We start from the raw sequence: 19,249 nt of genomic DNA, 5'->3' as shown, positions 1-19,249 counted from the left end.
GATTATTATGCGCAAGAGATTCCTTATTATAATTAATTTCATTATGATATTTTCTCATTGCAACTATTTGTCTGCAGAAAATGTTAACCATATCGTTATTTATGATATGCCGCAAGACTTGCGGGATTTTTTTGAAACCGCTGATTCCTGTGAAGGATGGATAAGAGATTTTGATGTTCGTCAAGAAAAATTGACTTATCAGTTTGTAGAGGATTCGATTAAAAGAGACTGCTCAAACATTGAAAATAAATTACTCTCAATGAAAATAAAATACAAAAATAATAAAGATTATTCCGCAAGACTAACGGTCTATGATGACACCATCATAATATATGACGAATATAAAAAGTCGCGGATAAAAAATAAAAGTAATGAGTGATTTTATGATTAGCATTTTAGCATTTACACAATAATTTAGAGAGAGAAGTAGTAACCAAACTCACATCATCTGGTTGTGTTTAAACCAGCAGGTTAATCCTGCAATTCGATAAGGGTTCGTTTTGTGGTGGTCTGTCCGGTGGTCTTGGCAAACTAAAAAAATAGCATTCTTATTGAAAACAGTTCATTAGCCCAAAGAACTACACCGAGTCCGGCACCACTATTTAAAGAACCCGCCCAAAAGGCGGGTTCTTGCTTTCGAGTATTTCGAAAATTATTCCCATCAAATAACCCCGTGATGGCAACATCACCATCACAGGGGTTGCGCGATTATTCCTTCACCACAATCAGCGGTTCGATATCGCTCTCTTTTTTAATCACCAGCGACTCGTCACCACGCAGGCAGGTACCGCCATAGTTACCACCTACGGTAAAGGTACAAACCTGGATATATTTACCGGCAACTTTTGGCAGACACCAAAGCTGCTGATAAATGTTCTTCTGCTCGGCAAACTTACCGCTGGTTTTATCCAGGAGCTCTTCCTGATGACTCACCAGATCGATGTTGCTGCCACAACGTCCTGCAATAGGTTTCACCGCATAACCGGTTTGCGCCAGCTCTTCATTAACAGTGAAATCCGTATCAAGCAGATAACGGTGGTGCGGGAACAGTTGCCAGAGGATCGGCAGAATCGCTTTGTTGCCAGGGATAACCGTCCACAGAGGTTCGAAGACCAGCACTTCCGGGCGCAGCAACACATCGATTAAGCGCACTTCCTGACTCGTATGCCCGGTACGAATTGGCACCGCGGCGTACTCCGTTTCGCTGACCTCGCGCACCTGTTCAATTGCGGTTTCCCACGCCCAGGTCTTCCAGACGCAGTTCACCAGACGGCCTTCCCCGTCAATCAATTGACCGGCGTCATCCCAGCGCAGTTCATCCAGACCTCGCAGAATTTTGCTGTCAAACCCGGCCTGACGCAGCGCCTGCTGCATAAACTGCGCGTGATAGTTTTCCTCGATATCCTTATCCTGCATGATGTGGACAAACGGACGTGCACGGCTGTGCTTCCAGGCACCAGCCAGTTCGTTGATCAACCCTTCAGCCGGGTTGTGTCCCTGCCCTGTGTAACCACGCTCGGCCCATCTTTCGAGAATCAAACCGGCTTCGGTATGACACGATGCGGAATCGGCGTTGTACTCATACACCTTCAGTCCACGTTCATCCATACAGAAATCCATACGCCCCGTAATCATATGATGCCGACGACGCTGCCAGGAAAGGCGCAGGCGCGGCCAGAGGATTTTCGGGATATCAAACAGCGCCAGCAGGTTGTCGTCTTTCAGCACCTTATCGGTCGCATGCAGATACATCAGGTGCAGCTCGTTGGTGGCTTTAATCAGCTCCTGCTCGGCGCTCTCGGTAATGGTGAAGTACTGATGCGGGTCCTGATTAATCACATGGCCGTTCGCCAGCACGTAGGCTTTTTGCAGCGGATCCTGCTCATTCAGCCATTTACCGTCAAATTGCCCGTTATCTTCCAGTCGCGCGCCGCCAATTTTCAGCGAATCATTGGCGATCTCCGGCTGCGGTAGGCTGAAACGGGTATCATCGGTCTGGATCATCCAACCAAGAATAGTCGTGTCGTCAAAGGTATCACGCAGGGTGTAACAACCGTTCTCAACCACCATCTCCAGTTCGCGGGTCCACTGCTGTCCGGGAGGCAGCGGCGTATGGAGCACATTCTGTTCGGCAATACGGATTTTGTTTTCCAGCAACTGGGTGACGACCGCCACATGCCCGGTATCTTTAAATTCGCCGCCTTTTTGCCAGATAAGCAGTGCGCCTGCTACCGGCGCGCGGGGCGAACCATTCGGAAATGCCTGTAACGGCAGGATATTGTCATTCACCACTTCGCGCAGGAAGCGTAAGGAGAATATCTCCCAGGCCATGCCCACATCGGTGAAGACCATGCCATAGTTAAGGAAGAGAAAGCGGCGTGCGAACTCTACGCACTGCCATTTGTGGCCCATGTATTCATCGTCGATATAGCTGCGAAATGCTGCATCATCGTCGTAGTCCCGTGGGTCGAGGGAGCTGTAATCTGAAGAGTAGATTGCTACGCCACCTGGGGCATAGCCCAATAATGTCCCGAATGGGGCATCCTGACTGGTCGTTCCTTTGCTCATGCACCTTACCTCAAAACAATACAGCCTGAGCAGGTTGGCGTGAATTTTTCGCTCTGATTGCCTGCTCTGCGACACTAACCGGACAGAGGTCGACATCATCATACACCTCAACGCAGCGGCTGGCGCTCAGAGGCGAAAAATTCACAGCAGGAACTACGCTTTGGTCAGGGTGACCGGTACGCTTTTATACGCCGGAGTCAAACTTTGTGTATCTACCGCATCCAGCGAAAGCAGGACATTCGCTTCAGGCAGATAAGCGCCAATTGAGCCAGCCGCCATGTTGTAAATCACCACCGTTAAGCCGTACATGATGCGATCCGCGCAGGGCTGACCGTTGTCGTCCAGCGCCTGAACGTTGACCACATCACCCTGGCTCAGACCGCGGCTCGTCGCTTCTTCGGCGCTTAAAAACACCACATCCCGACGGCCAGTAATGCCACGATAGCGATCGTTCATACCATAAATCGTGGTGTTGTACTGATCGTGGCTACGCAGCGTCGCCAGAACCAGTGCATCAGCAGGCTGATGTTCCCGCCCTACCGCCCGCTGATGACTGACGATAAAGTTGGCTTTGCCATTTTCCGTTCGCCATTCACGGCGCGAAGCAGGCGTATCCATACGAAATCCGCCCGGCTCGGCAATACGTGCGTTGTAGTTGTGGAATGCGGGGATCACGGCTTCAATGGCGTCACGGATCAACGTGTAGTCCCCGGTAAATGCTTCCCAGCTGATCGGAGAATGCGGCAGCGTGGCACGCGCCATGCCCGCCACAATCGCGGGCTCCGATTTTAGCCAGTGGGAAGCCGGCTTCAGCGCGCCACAGGAAGCGTGGACCATCGACATAGAATCTTCGACGGTCACCGACTGGATCCCCGTCGCCTGCATGTCGCGCTCCGTTCGGCCTAATGCAGGTAGCAGGTAGTTATGCTTTGCCAGCAGCAGATGCGATCTGTTCAGTTTGGTCGCCACATGGACCTGCAGATCCAGATTTTTCATCGCCGCAAAGGTACGCTGCGGCTGGGGCATCGCTACCGCCAGATTGCCGCCCATGCAGATGAGCGCTTTTGCGTCTCCCCGCTCGATGGCCCGAATGCTCTCCACGCTGGAGCGTCCATGTTTGCGCGGAACGCGGATAGAAAAATGCTTCTCAAGGCGTTGCAGGAAGTCTTCGGACGCCGCTTCGTTGATCCCTACAGAACGATCGCCCTGCACATTAGAATGGCCGCGTAACGGGCAGATCCCCGCCCCCGGCTTACCCATATTACCTTTCAGCAACAACAGATTTACCAGCTGCTGGACGTTCTCGGTGCCGTTTTTATGCTGAGTGATGCCCAGACCATAACAAACAATCGTGGCGCTGGATTTACTGTAGCTGTGCGCCAGATCTTCCATCTGACTACGCGTCAGACCCGAGTCCTGTTCCAGCTCCGCCCAGTTATGCTGACGTAAGTCGTCATACAGCGCTGCATATCCCGCGGTATGTTGGTCGATAAACGCATGATCGAGCGTCGGCTGCAGATCCAGTAGGATCCGCGCTTCGTCCATTTCGATCAGCGCCTTCATTATGCCTTTGAGCAACGAGGCGTCACCGCCCATTTTTACCTGGTAGTAGTCGTTGCTCAGCTCCGTCGCCTGACCGGTGAACATCTCTTTCGCACTTTGCGGGAAGCTAAAGCGCTCAAGCCCCCTTTCGTTCAGCGGGTTGATGGAGATAATTTTGGCTCCACGTTTGGCAACGTCGCGTAAGGTGGTCAGCATGCGTGGATGGTTAGTACCAGGGTTATGCCCGATACAAATCACCAGATCGCAGTGGTCAAAATCATCAAGTTCAACGGTCCCTTTCCCAAGGCCAATGGCCGGCGTTAGCCCTGCGCTGGTCGGTCCGTGGCACATGTTTGAGCAATCAGGAAAGTTGCTGCTACCATATTCGCGGGCAAACAGCTGATACAGGAACGCCGCCTCATTTGACGTTCTGCCGGAGGTATAAAACTCAACCTGTTGTGCTGAGTCATAGCTGCGCAGACGCTCGCCGATCTCCCGAAAGGCGATATCCCAATCCACCGCCTGCCAGGTGTCTGACACTGCATCGTATTTCATTGGATGCGTCAAACGACCAATGTTTTCCAGTTCATAATCGCTGTAGTGCCAGAGTGTGGAAACCGGGTGACGACTGAAAAATTCCGGTGACGCTTTCTTACTGGTTGTCTCCCAGGAAACCGCCTTAACGCCATTTTCGCACAGCTCCATTGGCGCACGATGCCCGGGGTCCGGCCACGCACAGCCCGGACAATCGAACCCTTTCACCTGGTTCATTTTGAACATCGCGATAATGTCGCGCGCGACAGCCTTTTGCGAAAACACCGAAGCAGTGACGGCTTTTACCGCACTCCACCCACCCGCAGGGCCCTGATAACCGCTTACTCCTGGAACACCATTTTTCATTATTACTGCTTATTCACCGCCAATTTTTGATGGTGAATACGGTAGCAATTTCCGTCCAACATTGATTTCCTCTTCATGGAGTACGGGCCAGGTACAATGAACGGGTTAGATTTATCTTCCCCTTTCAGCACAAAGCGACATAAAGTCCCAATCTGTTAAATTGAGTTCTACCTAACTGCTACACTGCATCAACACAACCACTCAGAAGGCAGGTCAATATGTCAGACAATACCTATCAGCCCGCGAAAGTCTGGACGTGGGAAAAATCGAACGGCGGCGCTTTCGCCAATATCAACCGTCCTGTTTCCGGTGCCACCCACGAAAAAACGCTGCCGGTTGGCAAGCATCCGCTGCAGCTCTATTCGCTGGGTACACCAAACGGGCAGAAAGTGACGATTATGCTGGAGGAGCTGCTGGCGCAGGGCGTGAAGGGCGCGGAATACGATGCCTGGATTATTCGCATTGGCGATGGAGATCAGTTTTCCAGCGGCTTTGTTGAGGTGAATCCGAACTCGAAGATCCCGGCACTGCGCGACCACTCGCAAAACCCACCGGTTCGCGTATTCGAATCTGGCGCAATTCTGCTCTATCTGGCGGAAAAATATGGTTATTTCCTGCCGCAGGATTTGGCAAAACGTACTGAAACACTGAACTGGTTGTTCTGGTTACAGGGTGCGGCGCCGTTCCTCGGCGGTGGTTTTGGTCACTTCTATAACTATGCGCCGGTAAAAATCGAGTACGCGATCAACCGCTTCACTATGGAAGCCAAGCGCTTGCTCGACGTGCTGGATAAACAGTTAGCACAGCATCAGTTTGTGGCAGGAGATGAATACACCATTGCCGATATGGCGGTTTGGCCGTGGTTTGGCAATGTGGTGCTGGGCAACGTGTACGACGCGGCAGAGTTCCTCGACGCAGGAAGCTACAAGCACGTGCAGCGATGGGCAAAAGAGGTTGCCGCGCGTCCGGCGGTTAAGCGTGGCCGTATTGTAAACCGCACTAACGGGCCGCTAAACGAGCAGCTTCATGAACGTCATGACGCCAGCGACTTCGACACCAATACCGAAGATAAGCGCCAGGGTTAACGCAAGATGCCGGATGGCGGCATAAATGCCTTATCCGGCCTACATAGAAGGCGTAGGCCTGATAAGCGTAACGCCATCAGGCACTAACCGATTGTCATGCGCTGGTGACGTCGTACTCCATGCGGCGAAGTGCGTCTAACGTGGCTTTAGCTTCATCTTCATCAATGATGCTCATGGCGAACCCTACGTGCACCAGCACCCATTGCCCGACCAGCTCAGCGGTATCACCTTCACAAATCAGGGCAATATTGACATCACGTTTGATGCCGCACACTTCAACCTGCGCAAGCTGGTGAATATCTTCACCAACGGCCAGAACCTGACCAGGGACTCCAATACACATATCTGACTCCGCCCCATAGCAACCTATGGGTTATTCGACTTCAATACTTTTCACTTTCAGTGAATCGCCTGCATCAACCCGCAGACGATCGCCCTGACATAGTGGACACTGCGCATCATGCTGGGTGATTTCCACAACCTGACTGCAATCCCAGCACCATGCCTGGGCTGGTTTGTAATCAATATGCAGCTCACACCCTTGCGCCAGCGTGCCCTGACAGACGATGTCGAAGCTGAAACGGACGGCGCTCTCTTCAACGCACGAGAGCGCTCCGATTTCCAGCCAAACACCGGTTACACGTTTGACACCGTGCTGCTCTGCCTGCTGTTGAACAATCTCAACCGCGCTCTGACAAAGGGACAGCTCATGCATTTTCGCAGTTCCGACGACCCAGCAGCAGCGCGCGGCGATTTAGCTGCGGCGCATTCGGATCGCTCACCGGCAGCGATAACAGCATGCGCGCGCAATCGTCAGTCAGACGCACACCTTCTTGCGCCGACATACTGTGCGAAAGCGGCGACATCAGTGAACAGGAAAGGTATTGCGATACGCCCTCCAGTTCACCCACGGTAAAGGTCATCTCGCCATACGGCAGACGCAGCCCGATTTTTTCGCTGACTTTACGCACCGGCCAGATCTGGTCCGGTCCGGGGAAAATCAGTGCGCTGAGCATCCAGGGTGTGATAACACACCCCGTCCACTGTCCTTCAAACAGCGTAAAATCAGAAACATATACCGGCATGTTCGGATGCAAGAAAGAGAGATCGTGCATCGAACGCCGGGCAACCTCTTCAAACGCTGCCTGAATCTGCGTCTTCGGGGCCGTCTGAAAACCGACAAACTCCTCAGACATGAGCCGCCTCCCGAGGGATCGCTTCAACGCCTGATTCGCGAAGCGCGGCAAGAACCTGCTCCAGCGCAGGTTCAATCATCGCTTCAACCGTTGGCGTTAGCCCGATATGCGGTTCCAACGATTCCGGAATAACGCCGACTAAGGTCAGCTTTTTCGGAAACTCGCCGGTAAAACGCAGGGCCGACAATACGTCGGCCAGGCCAAGCTGGTGCGGTGAGATTTTGTTGGTAAACAGCGCCGGGATCTCTTCATCCCGCAGGACCATCATCGTTCCTGGCGTGTTTTTCTTCGACACAATGGCGTCAGCAATGATCAGATGATCTCTGTTCGCCATATCGCCGAGAAGCTCCATCCCAGCCGTACCACCGTCCAGAACATCAACAAAGTCTGGCAGGATGTACCGTTGCTCTAATGCCTCAACGATACGTACCCCGATGGCTTCGTCGGTCAGCAAAATATTGCCGACCCCTAAGACTAATATCCGCATTACAGAACCTTAACTGAGACCACTTCGTTCCCGTCAACGTCCACCACATGCACCGCACATGACATACAAGGGTCGAAGGAGTGAATGGTACGAACCACTTCCAGCGGTTTGTTTGGATCGGCAATCGGCGTACCTACCAGCGAGCGCTCATACGGTCCCACTTCATCATTAAAGTTACGTGGGCCAGAGTTCCAGGTTGACGGTACAACCGCCTGGTAGTTGCTGATAATGCCGTCTTTAATCACCATCCAGTGAGACAGCATACCGCGTGGCGCTTCGAGGAAACCAACACCTTTGAATTCGCCTGTTGCCGGAATATCCGGTTTCACGAAGGTGGTGTGGTCGCCTTTACCGATGTTCACAATCAGCGCGTTGTACTGATCCTGCAGAACGTTCTGCAGTTCACAGCAGTGAACAGTACGGCCAATAATACGGCCCAGCGTAGAGTGCAACTGCGACACTTCGATAGTTTTACCGGTCAGCTTGGTGTAAATCGCGATGATTTCATTCAGCTTGGCATGGGTAGACTCGCGTTTGGCCGCCAGTTTACACAGCATGTTGGCCAGCGGACCCACTTCAACCGTTTTACCGTAGAAGGTCGGTGCTTTAACCCAGGAGTATTTGCCGTCGTCTGACCAACCGGTGTAATCAGGAACCGTTGTGCCTTCCCACGGAGCCTGCGGCGCTTCGTCTTTGTACCACGCGTGTTTCGCACTCTCCTGAATCCCTTTGATCAGGTACTCATCGGAGTGAGAGGTGATCGGACGATAGGTCGACAGATCGGCATCGGTGATGTAACCGCCCGGGAACAGGAAGCTGCCGTTTTTACCATCTGTCGGGAATTCCGGCGCACTCAGGTAGTTAACCGCACCCTGACCACGTTCCAGCCACTCAGGATAGAACGCAGCAATAACCGCGGTATCAACCTTGTACACCTGCTCAACAAAGTCGCTCAGCTTATCGATGAAGGACTTGATGTACATCAGGCGTTCAAGGTTCAGCACGCCGAGGCCATCAAGGTTAATTGGGTTAGCAACCCCACCTACTGCCAGGTTCTGGATGTGCGGCGTTTTACCGCCCAACAGTGCCACAACGCGGTTGGCATCACGCTGGCATTCCAGCGCTTGCAGGTAGTGTGCGACCGCAATCAGGTTCACTTCCGGCGGCAGCTGCATTGCCGGGTGCCCCCAGCAACCGTTAGCAAAAATGCCTAACTGACCGCTGGCAACAAGATCTTTGATCTTGTTCTGAACCTTGGTGAACTCTTCTGCGCTGTTCAGGTGCCAGGAGGACACGCCGTTCAGCATGGCAGACGCTTTCGCTGGGTCAGCTTTCAGGGCAGAGGTGATATCCACCCAGTCCAGCGCAGACAGCTGATAGAAGTGAACAATGTGGTCATGCGTGGTGTGCGCGGCCAGAATGATGTTACGGATATACTGTGCGTTCACCGGAACATCAATATTCAGCGCACTTTCTGCTGCACGAACGGAAGAGATAGCGTGAGTGGTCGTACAAACGCCACAGATACGCTGCACAATCATCCAGGCATCGCGCGGATCGCGGTTTTTCACGATCTCTTCCATGCCGCGCCACATGGTACCGGAAGCCCATGCTTTAGATACCACGCCATTTTCGATTTCGCAGTCGATGCGTAAATGACCCTCAATACGGGTTACCGGATCAATAGTAATTCTCTGGCTCATGCTTTGCTCGCCTCATGACGATTTTGATCGTTTTGTTTTAAAGGAGGAAGTATCGGCAGTAGACGAATGAGTACGATGTATGCACAAATCTCAATAGCCACAAAACCAATAGAAATCAACAGCTCTTCCCAGGTTGGGAAGTAGTGGTAGCCACCACCAGGATTGAACGCCACCAGCGAATAGGACAGACGCCATGTTGCACAACCCAGCAATGCGCTCAGCGCAGACAGATACAGCATGCGCGAGTCATTACGCAGCTTAGTGACACGCAGCACCACCAGCGGGAAGACCATCAGCACGACTTCAAGCCAGAACATCAGGGAGTAAAGATCGCCTGAAAACGCATAGGACAGCTTGTCGCGATAGATCAGTTCGCCAAAGCGCAGAACGACGAAAATAGCCAGCAGCACGCTGATGGTATTCGTCAGCTTGATGAACAAACTTTTCTCGTCCGGACCGTTACCTTTCAGACCGGCTTGTACCAACGAGCCTTCAAAGATGACGATCGAGAAGCCCATAATAAAGGCGGTTAATACCGAGAAAAGCGGCAGCATTTCATAAGCTTGCCATAGCGGATGCACCTTATAACCCGCAGAAATCATCAATGAACCCATTGAAGACTGGTGCATGGTTGGCAGCAGCGCGCCGAGGGCAATAATAAAGAACATCACTTTATTCAAACGTTTGAGGGAAACTTTCCACCCCAAGCGTTCAAACAGAGCCGGAGCAAATTCCAGCGCCATGATGCCGATATAGATGGTCATACAGACCGCCGTTTCGAACAGTACCGAGTTCACGTTGAAGTGGCCCGGAATGTAGAAATACGGCAGGTTCCAGTAACGACCGACGTCAATGGTGATCGACAGACCACCCAACGAGTAGCCAAACAGGCTCGCCAGCAGCGCCGGGCGAACCAACGGATGGTATTGTCCTCTGTTGAAAACGTACACCGCCCACGCCAGCGCCCAACCGCCGCACGCGAAGCCAGTACCAATCAACAGGTCAAACGCGATCCATACACCCCATGGGAAACCGCCGTTCAGATCGGAGACTGAGCCCAGTCCGAAGACCAGACGTTTCACGATCAGGAGCATACACAGGACGATAAGCGGCCCAAAAATAATGACCGGTTTGCTGATTATTTTTCCGCCCAGCGGTTTAGGATCATGACTCATGATCGTCTCCTCCATCGTGATGGTCGTTTTTCGTGTTACGACGAACCAGCACGGTTAAGCCCGCCAGCGCAGCCAGGGGTAATATCATGCCCTTGTACAGGGAATGTTGAACATGTTCGGAACGCGCACCAGTTGAAAGATCATCCAGCTTCGGCAGATCCAAATCCTCGTAAGGAACACCCGTCAGTACCATAACCTGCGTACCACCACCTTCTTTCTCACCGTACAGGTGCGGGTAGTACTTCGGTACCGTATGCAGATAGGTATCGCCTGCTTTCACCGTCTGACGCGGATAGTGGTATTCGCTACCTGGCTTCAGCGCGAGACGTTTTTTCGCCTCAGCCATCAGCTCTTCACGCGTACCAAAAATCACCGCACCGGCTGGGCACACTTCAACACAACCCGGTAAACCACCTTTGTCCAGACGCTCAACGCCTTTCTGGTTACACAGTTCACATTTGTGAAGCGCACCAAACGGGTTGTTGTAGTCGTACTTAGGCACGTTGTACGGGCAGGCGACCATGCAGTAACGACAGCCCGTGCAGACATCTTTGTCATAATGGACGATGCCGGTTTTCGGATCTTTCTTCAGCGCGGAGACCGGGCAAACGGAAACGCAGTTCGGATCAACACAGTGCATGCACTGTTTCTTGATGTATGCGTAACCATTTTCTTCCTGGTCTTTGTTAACGCCTGTTCCGCTACGCCACACCTGAATGATGTTATTGGTATACGGCGACAGTTTGTCGTTGTTCGACCAGGTTTGCTCGCCTTCCGGGTTACGCGCCGGGAAGTTGATATCCTGACACTTGGTGACACAGGCCTGGCAGCCTACGCACAGCGTCGAGTCATAGAGCATCCCAAGAGAACCAGGGATCGGCGGACGGTTTTCTGCAGCCGCATGGCTGATGGACGGCGCTGCGCCCAACAGCAATGCCCCGCTGGAGGCTGCTTTAATAAAGTTACGTCTGTTCACGGTTATTCTCCCCGTGAGTCAGCGTTATCTTTCTTCTGCTGACGCCCCAGTTCACGAACCGCCATCACGCTGACACCGGCAACCAGTCCTACTACGCCACCCAGCAGTCCAATCGCTCCGGCAGAAACATTGCCGCCTTCTTTCATGTTGACATCAGGTTTCTCGGAACGCGGCGTTTGGTTTTCCACGTGAGCAAGCTGGTGAATACCTTTATGGAAGCCGACGCCTTCTTCGTTACAGCCGTAGCAAGGGTGACCGATAGCCACCGGCCACACGCCACCCACATCGCAGAATTGCAGCGTTGAGCAGTTGCCGTAGGTTTCTGGTCCTTTACAGCCCAGATGGTAGAGGCACCAACCTTCACGGTGGCCTTCATCGCCAAACTCTTTAGCAAAGCGACCAGCATCGAAGTGCGGGCGGCGTTCGCAGTGTTCGTGAATCAAACGGCCATAGGCGAATGTCGGACGGTTTTTGGTATCCAGCTTCGGCGGCTTACCATAAGTGATGATATGCGCGACCGTTGCGAGGAAGTTATGCGGGTTCGGCGGACAGCCGGGGATGTTGATGATGGTTTTGCCTGGCAGTACTTCTTGCAGGCCGACTGCACCCGTTGGGTTAACGCCAGCGGCAGCAACACCACCCCACGCGGCGCAAGAGCCGATGGCAATGATAGCGGCTGCGCCTTCTGCGGCCCGGCGGATGTGATCCACGATCGGCTCGCCGGCAACCATACAGTAAATACCATTATCTTTCAGTGGGATAGAACCATCTACTACCAGAACATATTGCCCTTTGTACTTCTCCAGAGCGTTATGTTTGTTCTCTTCGACCTGATGGCCGAAGGCGGCAGAGAGCACCTCATGGTATTCCAGAGAGATTGTCTCCAGAACGAGGTTTTCCACTGTAGGGTGTGTCGCGCGAAGCAGCGATTCAGTACAACCCGTACACTCCTGAGCACCAATCCAGATAACCGGTGGGCGCTGAGGACGAGAAACTGATTCGGCCATTTCTGCGGCGGCTTTGCTACTGAGCCCCATGGTAGCGGCCAGTGCTGCACAAAGCTTCATGAAATCACGGCGATTAATGCCGCTCGAATTGATGAGAGAGTTATCTCCAGTCATTTTATAGTTATTCCGTTGCGAAGACCTGGCTTTTATTTTGCACCATTCGCATGTTGCATATTGCGATCGGCGCGCCATTACCACACTTTTTATATGGTTATGTGCATTATAATACTTCGGCGGAGCAACAAAACGAAGGCGTAGGTCAATAGTGTAATTAATTAAAGCAAGATAATACCCCTTTCGGATCAAGCTTCGAGTCGATAGCCGGCCATGAAAAACCGAATTGTTGTACTGGACTGGTTCTCTTTAAAGAAATCCATCACCATCTCTTTATCCAGCCCATAACGGCGCGTCAGGATCCCCGCTTCCCACGCGCTGAGCTGTCGATCGCCCGTTTTTTCAAACATTCGATGTGAAAATCCCAGCACAAAACCACGCTTATAATCCGCACAAAAATTCGCCACTGAGCGTGCACTGTTCGCACTTGAGGCGTTTAATCCGGCCATCAGACCTTTACCAAAATGGTTGTCCATGCATAACCTCCAATCGCTATATAATAAATTATATAGCGATTTTTTAAGCAAAGACCAGAGGTATCACGAACTTTTTATAACGGCTTAAAAGGACACCCACTCATCCGTTTTAGCGGCCGCAGACGTTTTGCTGTCTGCTGAAGAGGAAGCGGTTTGACTGGCTGCGTATTGCACATCATTAGCGGAAAGGCGGAACTGTTGCACCGAGCGTTGCAGCTCCTCTGTTTGTCGTTCCAGCGCCACTGCCGCGGCGGAAACTTGTTCTACCAGCGCAGCATTCTGTTGCGTTACGCTGTCCATCTGCGTGATCGCCACGCTCACCTGCGAGATACCCTTATTCTGTTCTTCCGAAGCAGAGGCAATTTGCTTCATGATGACAGTCACTTCGGTGGCGCCACGCAGAATCGCCTCCATGGTTAATCCTGTTTCTTTAACCAGACGAGCGCCCTGATCAACACGACGCGATGACTCGCCAATCAGCGTCTCAATCTCTTTCGCCGCCCCGGCGCTGCGACTGGCAAGGTTGCGTACTTCACCGGCGACGACGGCAAAACCGCGCCCCTGCTCGCCTGCCCTGGCTGCTTCAACCGCCGCGTTCAGCGCCAAAATGTTGGTCTGGAAAGCAATGCTATTAATAACTGACGTGATTTCCGCGATCTGTTTAGAGCTGGCGGCAATGCCGTCCATCGTCTCTACCACTTCTGAAACCAACGTGCTCCCTTTGCCTGCCGTTTCTGTGGCCGTATCGGCAAGTTGGCTGGCTTCACGCGCATTTTCTGCGTTCAGTTTTACCGTTGCGGTCAGTTGCTCCATGCTGGCAGCGGTCTCTTCCAGTGCCGCAGCCTGCTCTTCAGTACGTGAGGAGAGATCGTTATTGCCGGTGGAAATTTCCGTCGCCCCTCGCCAGATGTTGTCACTACCTGAACGGATGGTACTGACGGCTTCGCGTAGGCTATCCTGCATCGCGCACAATAACGGCACCAGTTGACCCACACAGTTACGACCAAAATCTTCGATGGGATGGCTAAGATCGCCCTGCGCAATCTGCTGGAACTGTTGGCGAATACGTCCCAGCGGTTTCACCATCATGGAAACAAGGTAGCGGTCGGTAAAGAAAAGGAGGGCAATCCCAAGGATAACGGCGGTGATAATTAGCGTCCGGATGATAGAGGTTTTGCCATCGACCATCACGCGGGTGGTATCGAGTCGCTCACCTGCCGTGGCGTTAAAACGCTCGGCACTGGCGCCAAATTCACGGCTCAACGCAGGTGTAATAGTGCTGGCATGCTCAGCAAAGGCCGTAAGCGTTCCCTGCTGCGCCAGCTGCATTTGCGGGATCACGCCGTTGTCCAGCAGCGCCTGCCACTTCGTCAGTACTGCGTTAGCGACGTCAGGGTCCATAGGGCCCGGAGATAATGTTTTCATCTCCTGGAGTTTTTTGCTCATATTCTCCAGGGACTGTTGCGCTGGCGCAAAATCAGGCGTTCCGCCACTCATTTTGACATCCATGGCGCGACTTAAGCGCGTTACGAAGCGAAAGTACTGATCGTTGCCCTGACTGAGAACCGTCATCTGATGGACAAGATGACGGTCAATATCATTGCCTTCAGATATTTTTGATAACGAATGAAGACTGAATAAACCCACGCCCGACCAGAGCAGGCAAAAAAGTCCCAGTATTGCCAACATGACAATACGAATAGTGAAGTTTTTCAGCAAACGCATAATAATTTCCTTGCCGTTGATGAGGAATTCGCCATCAGGCGATACTTATCCTTGTTATCGGCAGGCAGTAGAGAAGATATAATGCGTTCTTTATTTTTTTACTTTCTTAAGTACATCCACTATCTCTCCACACTATATCAATATGAATGCTAATGAAATTAGGTAGCATTATTATTCAGGTAATTAGTTATAAGCATTAAATAATCTATTGTTTTCTATCGCAAATATTTGTTAAACCACGCAAGAGTACGTTCCCAGGCTAAATCAGCGGCAGCTTTATCATAACGGGGGGTCGAATCGTTGTGAAAGCCATGATTAACGCCGGGATAGATATAGGCTTCATAGACTTTCTTATTGGCCTTAAGCGCCGCTTCATAGGCAGGCCATCCCTCATTAATACGTGTGTCTAATTGCGCATAGTGCAGTAATAAAGGCGCGTTTATTTTAGGGACATCTGATGCAGGAACCTGCCGCCCATAAAAAGGCACCGCGCAGGCCAGTTCAGGGAAAGCCACAGCAGCGGCATTCGACACACCACCACCGTAGCAAAATCCGGTGATACCTACCTTTCCCGTCGTCCCTGAATAATGTTGCATAAATTCAATGGCGGCAAAAAAATCATTCATCAACTTTACGGGATCAACCTGCTGCTGCAATTCCCGACCTTTATCATCATTGCCAGGATATCCCCCTACCGAACTTAATCCATCCGGCGCAAGTGCCATAAAGCCCGCCTTCGCCACCCGTCTCGCCACATCTTCAATATACGGATTCAGCCCACGATTCTCATGCACTACCACCATCGCCGGAACTTTCCCTGTCACCTTCGCAGGTTTAACTAAATACCCCCGCACATCACCATGCCCTTCAGGCGAAGGATAGGTAATATATTCCGCCAGAATATCGGAATCGGTAAATTCTACCTGCGTTGCGAGGGCATAGTTGGGTTTCAATAAATTGAATAAGGCCAACGCCGTCATGCCACCCACTGCATATTTCGCTGCCAGATTGAGAAACTCGCGTTTCGTTATTTTGCCATGCGCGTAATAGTCATAGTAGTCGAGCAGCTCTTGCGGAAAGTCTTTGGCAGTCAAACGCGGCATCGTCGCACTCCTGATTGATGTTTTTTTAAGCAAAGCACAGTGACCTGTTTTTGCCCAGTTTTTCATCTCAGTGTGACCTGGTGAACGGGATATTCACCGTGAACCCGCTAGAATAGAAACGTTGTTTCGAAATTCACCTGCACTAAGGAGATCTCATGGCCTGGTTTGCCAATCCTGAACGTTACGAGCAGATGCTCTATCGCTACTGTGGGCGCAGCGGTTTGCGTTTACCCGCGCTATCGCTGGGTTTATGGCACAGTTTTGGGAACGTTCAGGCGCTGGATTCACAGCGCGCCCTGTTGCGTAAAGCATTTGATTTAGGCATCACGCATTTTGATTTAGCCAATAACTATGGGCCGCCACCGGGCAGCGCAGAAGAGAATTTTGGCCGATTGCTGCGCGAGGATTTTGCACACTATCGCGATGAACTGATTATCTCCACCAAGGCAGGCTATGACATGTGGCCTGGGCCATACGGTTCTGGCGGTTCGCGCAAATACCTGCTCGCCAGCCTCGACCAGAGTCTGAAACGCATGGGTCTCGACTATGTCGATATCTTCTACTCTCACCGCGTTGACGAAAATACGCCAATGGAAGAGACCGCCTCGGCGCTGGCCCACGCCGTGCAAAGCGGTAAAGCGCTGTATGTCGGCATCTCATCCTATTCTCCGGAACGTACGCAGAAAATGGCCGAGCTGATGCGGGAATGGAAAATTCCATTGCTGATCCATCAGCCGTCTTACAACCTGCTTAACCGCTGGGTAGACAGCAGCGGCCTGCTGGATACGCTGGAATCCAACGGCATGGGCTGCATCGCATTTACGCCGCTGGCTCAGGGACTGCTGACGGGGAAATACCTCAACGGTATTCCGGAAGGTTCACGCATGCAGCGTGAAGGGAAAAAGGTTCGTGGGTTAACGGAAAACATGCTGACGGAAGAAAACCTTACCAGCCTGCGTTTGCTTAATGAGATGGCGCAACAGCGTGGACAGTCGATGGCACAAATGGCCTTAAGCTGGCTGCTAAAAGACAACAGGGTAACGTCGGTATTGATTGGCGCCAGTCGACCGGAGCAACTGGAAGAAAACGTTCAGGCGCTGGCGAATCTGACGTTCAGCGCCGAAGAACTGGCGCAGATCGATAAGCACGTCGCGGACGGTAAGCTGAACCTGTGGCAGGCCTCATCTGACAAATAACCGTAGGTAACACCGTGCCGGGTAGCAACGTTGTTCTTCCCGGCACGTAATACGGGCCAGCCAGTCCCTCACACCTCTTCTGCTTTGATTTCTGGGCGCTGATATTCCGGCCACACCAGCGCGACAAGTGCAGGGTAGGCTTCCAGGCTGAACTCCCTGAAGCACTGACGTAAGTTAAGCACGTCCAGATCGGCATGCGGGACTTTCTCGCCACTCAGACAGCGTTTTTTAATATTGTCGTAATATTTATACACTGCAGAGTTGAGATCGCTGCAACGCCGCTGTGCATCAAATAGCCCTGGCGTCTCATTCAGCTCCACCATTGTCATCCGTTTGATCGTCGAGTGGATAAAATCGATATATTCGTGATTGACGCGCCAATACCAAACCGGAGTAATCGAATTCATCAGTACCGAGAAATGATCTTCACCCTCTTCTTTACTCAGTATTTCCGGCTGGTTTTCAGCGTATCCATTTTCTGCATTACGGTTTTTATTTGCACTGCGCATCAACAAAAGTACCCCGCAGGTCAGCAATAGCAGGGTAATAACAGAATAAAATATACTGTTCATATACTGGCTCCATTTTTTTTGATTTTAAAATTACGCCATGCTATTGTCAACGCGGCATGGTTTATTTAAAACAACATATCATTGGCATCAAAGGATATTTCAACATGCTTCCCGAGCATCTTGTTCCCTCGTGTTTTCACTTATCCAACTCACCTGACAATACCACCTCCACAGATAATAGTGAAAATTTGACTCAGGGGAAGATAACATTAAGCGATTACGAATCCGATATTTTGATTAGCTCAACCGCTACCGGTCAGTCACGAAATATGCTATTTGAAGAGTGCGACCGCCATTTAAAAGAGCGTCTATTTCGTGCAGCAAAAATTGAGTCATTCTCTCGTCTACTCAATTCACTACAGGCAGAAGGCGACATTAATGCACAAGAATTAAGTAAAATTTTGACTCAAAAAACAGCCATCATAAATGAACAGGGCAACAAAATTTGGCTTAATTTAATTACCCGTGAAACCAGCGACCCTATTTTTTATTCTCTGGAAGAGAAATAAAATGAAAGATGTTGAGGATAATAATGTTTATTTGGCTTTAGATAACCATAAAAGCGATGAGTTTGTCTTAAAGCAAAATTTAGCCGTGTTGATTGCCAATAAAAACGCGACACTGGAAAGCGTTGCTCAGGAGATAGTCTCTATTCCCGCTGCACTGGTGCGGATGAAATGGCAAAATCGCCGTGAAATTTACTCGCTACAGGCTAAAGAAGAGATCTACGGTGCCGCGATCGAAGCCATTATGGAGCAGCAACCAGAACTGCGGGACAAAATCATGGCCCGACTGGAAAGCACCTACCAGCATATACTCGCGCGGGAAACGGCCACCTTACGCCTGACGCGAAAGCTGTCTGAAGGGAACTACGAACCCACCAGGATAACCACGGTCGCGTTAGATGAGAACAGATAAGAACATGTGTGCGAGGGAGTTGAATCAGGAGAGACACGCCGGGTAAGGCGGCAACCATTACCCGGCAATGAGGAAGATTACTTCGCTTTCACTGTCTCTTCGCCAACCAGACCAATCTTCAGGAAGCCCGCCTGATGCAGCGTATCCATCACCTTCATCATGGTCTCATAATCAACGGTTTTATCTGCCCGGAAGAAAATCGTGGTGTCTTTCTTCCCGTCAGTTAACGCATTTAGCTCGTTAATCATGGTTTCATCCGTCACCTGATTGTTGCCAATAAACATACTCTTATCGGCTTTAACTGACAGGTAAACCGGTTTTTCCGGACGCGGCTGCGGCGTGCTGGTGGAGGCAGGGAGATTCACCTTCACATCTACGGTTGCCAACGGCGCGGCAACCATAAAGATGATCAATAAAACCAACATAACGTCGATAAACGGCGTCACGTTGATTTCATGCATTTCACCGTTATCGTCCAGGTTTTCATTAAAGCTCATTGCCATGGA

At 51.4% G+C, this 19,249-nt stretch carries 20 protein-coding genes; 5 read left to right on the top strand and 15 right to left on the bottom strand.

The window, feature by feature from the left end; genetic code table 11:
- The first annotated feature begins 7 nt into the window (after positions 1-7).
- Positions 8-379, top strand: coding sequence for a hypothetical protein (locus SK35_RS03890; RefSeq protein ID WP_048215547.1), 372 nt, complete (start codon positions 8-10; stop codon positions 377-379).
- A 329-nt stretch (positions 380-708) separates the two neighbouring features.
- Here the strand turns inward: SK35_RS03890 and gss are convergent, their stop codons facing one another.
- Together gss and SK35_RS03880 are read right to left on the bottom strand one after the other, a co-directional pair.
- The gene (gene gss / locus SK35_RS03885) at positions 709-2,568 is read right to left on the bottom strand and encodes a bifunctional glutathionylspermidine amidase/synthase (RefSeq protein ID WP_048215546.1); all 1,860 of its coding nucleotides are present in this window, start codon (positions 2,566-2,568) and stop codon (positions 709-711) included.
- 153 nt (positions 2,569-2,721) lie between these two features.
- Complete coding sequence (locus SK35_RS03880; RefSeq protein WP_048215545.1) at positions 2,722-5,010, bottom strand: FdhF/YdeP family oxidoreductase; 2,289 nt, start codon at positions 5,008-5,010, stop codon at positions 2,722-2,724.
- A 218-nt stretch (positions 5,011-5,228) separates the two neighbouring features.
- Between SK35_RS03880 and yghU the strand changes: the two genes are divergently transcribed.
- On the top strand, positions 5,229-6,095 hold the full coding sequence (yghU, locus tag SK35_RS03875) for a glutathione-dependent disulfide-bond oxidoreductase (protein ID WP_048215544.1): 867 nt from the start codon (positions 5,229-5,231) through the stop codon (positions 6,093-6,095).
- A gap of 94 nt (positions 6,096-6,189) precedes the next feature.
- Here the strand turns inward: yghU and hybG are convergent, their stop codons facing one another.
- The 11 genes from hybG to yghX form a co-directional block, all read right to left on the bottom strand.
- The gene (gene hybG / locus SK35_RS03870) at positions 6,190-6,438 is read right to left on the bottom strand and encodes a hydrogenase maturation factor HybG (RefSeq protein ID WP_003024459.1); all 249 of its coding nucleotides are present in this window, start codon (positions 6,436-6,438) and stop codon (positions 6,190-6,192) included.
- 30 nt (positions 6,439-6,468) lie between these two features.
- The gene (gene hypA / locus SK35_RS03865; RefSeq protein ID WP_003828349.1) at positions 6,469-6,810 is read right to left on the bottom strand and encodes a hydrogenase maturation nickel metallochaperone HypA; all 342 of its coding nucleotides are present in this window, start codon (positions 6,808-6,810) and stop codon (positions 6,469-6,471) included.
- Positions 6,803-7,291, bottom strand: coding sequence for a hydrogenase-2 assembly chaperone (gene hybE, locus SK35_RS03860; RefSeq protein WP_008785804.1), 489 nt, complete (start codon positions 7,289-7,291; stop codon positions 6,803-6,805). The genes hypA and hybE overlap by 8 nt, the downstream gene beginning before the upstream one ends.
- The gene (locus tag SK35_RS03855; RefSeq protein WP_032944999.1) at positions 7,284-7,778 is read right to left on the bottom strand and encodes a HyaD/HybD family hydrogenase maturation endopeptidase; all 495 of its coding nucleotides are present in this window, start codon (positions 7,776-7,778) and stop codon (positions 7,284-7,286) included. Before SK35_RS03855 ends, hybE begins: the two co-directional genes overlap by 8 nt.
- Entirely contained in the window at positions 7,778-9,481 is a 1,704-nt protein-coding gene (gene hybC, locus SK35_RS03850) for a hydrogenase 2 large subunit (RefSeq protein WP_003828353.1), read from the bottom strand. The genes SK35_RS03855 and hybC overlap by 1 nt, the downstream gene beginning before the upstream one ends.
- The gene (gene hybB / locus SK35_RS03845) at positions 9,478-10,656 is read right to left on the bottom strand and encodes a Ni/Fe-hydrogenase cytochrome b subunit (RefSeq protein WP_003828354.1); all 1,179 of its coding nucleotides are present in this window, start codon (positions 10,654-10,656) and stop codon (positions 9,478-9,480) included. Before hybB ends, hybC begins: the two co-directional genes overlap by 4 nt.
- Positions 10,646-11,632, bottom strand: coding sequence for a hydrogenase 2 operon protein HybA (hybA, locus tag SK35_RS03840; RefSeq protein WP_003828357.1), 987 nt, complete (start codon positions 11,630-11,632; stop codon positions 10,646-10,648). Before hybA ends, hybB begins: the two co-directional genes overlap by 11 nt.
- Positions 11,633-11,634: 2 nt before the next feature.
- Entirely contained in the window at positions 11,635-12,753 is a 1,119-nt protein-coding gene (gene hybO, locus SK35_RS03835) for a hydrogenase 2 small subunit (RefSeq protein ID WP_003024486.1), read from the bottom strand.
- 188 nt (positions 12,754-12,941) lie between these two features.
- Entirely contained in the window at positions 12,942-13,229 is a 288-nt protein-coding gene (locus SK35_RS03830; RefSeq protein ID WP_048215543.1) for a DUF2623 family protein, read from the bottom strand.
- An 84-nt stretch (positions 13,230-13,313) separates the two neighbouring features.
- Entirely contained in the window at positions 13,314-14,954 is a 1,641-nt protein-coding gene (locus tag SK35_RS03825; RefSeq protein ID WP_048215542.1) for a methyl-accepting chemotaxis protein, read from the bottom strand.
- Between the two features lie 215 nt (positions 14,955-15,169).
- Positions 15,170-16,057 (bottom strand): YghX family hydrolase, encoded by an 888-nt coding sequence (gene yghX, locus SK35_RS03820; protein ID WP_048215541.1) that lies wholly within the window; start codon positions 16,055-16,057, stop codon positions 15,170-15,172.
- A gap of 155 nt (positions 16,058-16,212) precedes the next feature.
- Here yghX and SK35_RS03815 point away from each other — a divergent pair, with 155 nt between their 5' ends.
- A complete protein-coding gene (locus SK35_RS03815) occupies positions 16,213-17,253 on the top strand; it encodes an aldo/keto reductase (protein ID WP_048215540.1) in 1,041 nt (346 codons plus the stop codon).
- 68 nt (positions 17,254-17,321) lie between these two features.
- Here the strand turns inward: SK35_RS03815 and SK35_RS03810 are convergent, their stop codons facing one another.
- Positions 17,322-17,825 (bottom strand): ESA_00282 family adhesion-associated protein, encoded by a 504-nt coding sequence (locus SK35_RS03810; protein WP_008785809.1) that lies wholly within the window; start codon positions 17,823-17,825, stop codon positions 17,322-17,324.
- 104 nt (positions 17,826-17,929) lie between these two features.
- On the opposite strand from SK35_RS03810, the gene SK35_RS03805 reads away from it, so the two are divergent.
- On the top strand, positions 17,930-18,334 hold the full coding sequence (locus SK35_RS03805; protein WP_048215539.1) for a hypothetical protein: 405 nt from the start codon (positions 17,930-17,932) through the stop codon (positions 18,332-18,334).
- Position 18,335: 1 nt separating this feature from the next.
- Complete coding sequence (locus SK35_RS03800; protein WP_008785811.1) at positions 18,336-18,743, top strand: hypothetical protein; 408 nt, start codon at positions 18,336-18,338, stop codon at positions 18,741-18,743.
- Positions 18,744-18,820: 77 nt separating this feature from the next.
- On the opposite strand, the gene exbD is transcribed toward SK35_RS03800, so the two are convergent.
- On the bottom strand, positions 18,821-19,246 hold the full coding sequence (exbD, locus tag SK35_RS03795) for a TonB system transport protein ExbD (RefSeq protein WP_008785812.1): 426 nt from the start codon (positions 19,244-19,246) through the stop codon (positions 18,821-18,823).
- Positions 19,247-19,249 lie beyond the last annotated feature (3 nt).

This window comes from Citrobacter sp. MGH105 (assembly GCF_001037485.2).
Classification (GTDB): Bacteria; Pseudomonadota; Gammaproteobacteria; order Enterobacterales; family Enterobacteriaceae; genus Citrobacter; species Citrobacter portucalensis.
This window is presented reverse-complemented; position numbering and strand designations above follow the sequence as displayed.

What these genes read in the sequence shown, in the direction of transcription:
- SK35_RS03890 (WP_048215547.1), top strand. Translation starts at nt 8, where the DNA reads ATGCGCAAGAGATTCCTTATTATAATTAATTTCATTATGATATTTTCT.
- gss (WP_048215546.1), bottom strand. Translation starts at nt 2,568, where the DNA reads ATGAGCAAAGGAACGACCAGTCAGGATGCCCCATTCGGGACATTATTG.
- SK35_RS03880 (WP_048215545.1), bottom strand. Translation starts at nt 5,010, where the DNA reads ATGAAAAATGGTGTTCCAGGAGTAAGCGGTTATCAGGGCCCTGCGGGT.
- yghU (WP_048215544.1), top strand. Translation starts at nt 5,229, where the DNA reads ATGTCAGACAATACCTATCAGCCCGCGAAAGTCTGGACGTGGGAAAAA.
- hybG (WP_003024459.1), bottom strand. Translation starts at nt 6,438, where the DNA reads ATGTGTATTGGAGTCCCTGGTCAGGTTCTGGCCGTTGGTGAAGATATT.
- hypA (WP_003828349.1), bottom strand. Translation starts at nt 6,810, where the DNA reads ATGCATGAGCTGTCCCTTTGTCAGAGCGCGGTTGAGATTGTTCAACAG.
- hybE (WP_008785804.1), bottom strand. Translation starts at nt 7,291, where the DNA reads ATGTCTGAGGAGTTTGTCGGTTTTCAGACGGCCCCGAAGACGCAGATT.
- SK35_RS03855 (WP_032944999.1), bottom strand. Translation starts at nt 7,778, where the DNA reads ATGCGGATATTAGTCTTAGGGGTCGGCAATATTTTGCTGACCGACGAA.
- hybC (WP_003828353.1), bottom strand. Translation starts at nt 9,481, where the DNA reads ATGAGCCAGAGAATTACTATTGATCCGGTAACCCGTATTGAGGGTCAT.
- hybB (WP_003828354.1), bottom strand. Translation starts at nt 10,656, where the DNA reads ATGAGTCATGATCCTAAACCGCTGGGCGGAAAAATAATCAGCAAACCG.
- hybO (WP_003024486.1), bottom strand. Translation starts at nt 12,753, where the DNA reads ATGACTGGAGATAACTCTCTCATCAATTCGAGCGGCATTAATCGCCGT.
- SK35_RS03830 (WP_048215543.1), bottom strand. Translation starts at nt 13,229, where the DNA reads ATGGACAACCATTTTGGTAAAGGTCTGATGGCCGGATTAAACGCCTCA.
- SK35_RS03825 (WP_048215542.1), bottom strand. Translation starts at nt 14,954, where the DNA reads ATGCGTTTGCTGAAAAACTTCACTATTCGTATTGTCATGTTGGCAATA.
- yghX (WP_048215541.1), bottom strand. Translation starts at nt 16,057, where the DNA reads ATGCCGCGTTTGACTGCCAAAGACTTTCCGCAAGAGCTGCTCGACTAC.
- SK35_RS03815 (WP_048215540.1), top strand. Translation starts at nt 16,213, where the DNA reads ATGGCCTGGTTTGCCAATCCTGAACGTTACGAGCAGATGCTCTATCGC.
- SK35_RS03810 (WP_008785809.1), bottom strand. Translation starts at nt 17,825, where the DNA reads ATGAACAGTATATTTTATTCTGTTATTACCCTGCTATTGCTGACCTGC.
- SK35_RS03805 (WP_048215539.1), top strand. Translation starts at nt 17,930, where the DNA reads ATGCTTCCCGAGCATCTTGTTCCCTCGTGTTTTCACTTATCCAACTCA.
- SK35_RS03800 (WP_008785811.1), top strand. Translation starts at nt 18,336, where the DNA reads ATGAAAGATGTTGAGGATAATAATGTTTATTTGGCTTTAGATAACCAT.
- exbD (WP_008785812.1), bottom strand. Translation starts at nt 19,246, where the DNA reads ATGGCAATGAGCTTTAATGAAAACCTGGACGATAACGGTGAAATGCAT.